Origin of the sequence: Streptomyces sp. BE303 (assembly GCF_036290945.1) — a bacterium.
In the GTDB taxonomy this organism is placed as follows: Bacteria; Actinomycetota; Actinomycetes; order Streptomycetales; family Streptomycetaceae; genus Kitasatospora.
Genome location: NZ_JAQYWZ010000443.1, coordinates 1 through 736 on the forward strand (window position 1 = coordinate 1; position 736 = coordinate 736).

Sequence of the window (736 nt, forward strand, 5' to 3'; positions counted from 1 at the left end):
CTCGCCGCCTGCGACCGCAACACCCCCCAGTCCAACCGCGTCGGCACCAACACCGCCTCCGACGAACCCAACGCCGCGTCGAACAACGCCAACGCCTCACCCGACGCCATCGCCGACAGACCACCACGCTTCAACCGCGCCCGGCCCTCCTCCCCCAGATGACCCGTCAGACCACTCGCCTCGGCCCACAACCCCCACGCCAACGACACCCCCGGCAAACCCTCCGCCCGCCGCGAACGCGCCAACCCGTCCAGGAACGCGTTCGCCGACCCGTACACACTCTGACCCGCACTCCCGAACACCCCCGCACCCGACGAGAACAACACGAACGCCGCCAGACCCAACCCCCGCGTCGCCTCGTGCAGATACCACGCCGCATCCGCCTTCGGACCGAACACCTCCCCCACCCGCTCCACCGACTGCGCCTCGAACACCCCGTCCGCCAACGCACCCGCCGTATGCACCACCGCCGTCAACGGACGACCCCCCGGCACACCCCGCACCAACCCCTCCACCACCGACCGCTCCGACACATCCGCGGCCACCACCTCCACCGACGCCCCCAACGCCGACAGACCCGCCACCAACTCCCCCGCACCCGGCGCCGCACCACCACGCCGACTCACCAACAACAGATGACGCACCCCGTGCGACTCCACCAGACGCCGAGCCACCAACCCGCCCAACGTCCCCGTCCCACCCGTCACCAACACCGTCCCCGCCGGATCCAACACCC

1 protein-coding gene is annotated in these 736 nt (G+C 71.1%); it reads right to left on the minus strand.

Features of this window, described 5'->3' with window-relative positions; all coding sequences use genetic code 11:
- On the minus strand, positions 1 to 734 hold a 734-nt coding region (locus PUR56_RS08725; RefSeq protein ID WP_329876620.1), incomplete at its 3' end, for a beta-ketoacyl reductase.
- Between the last annotated feature and the right edge of the window lie 2 nt (positions 735 to 736).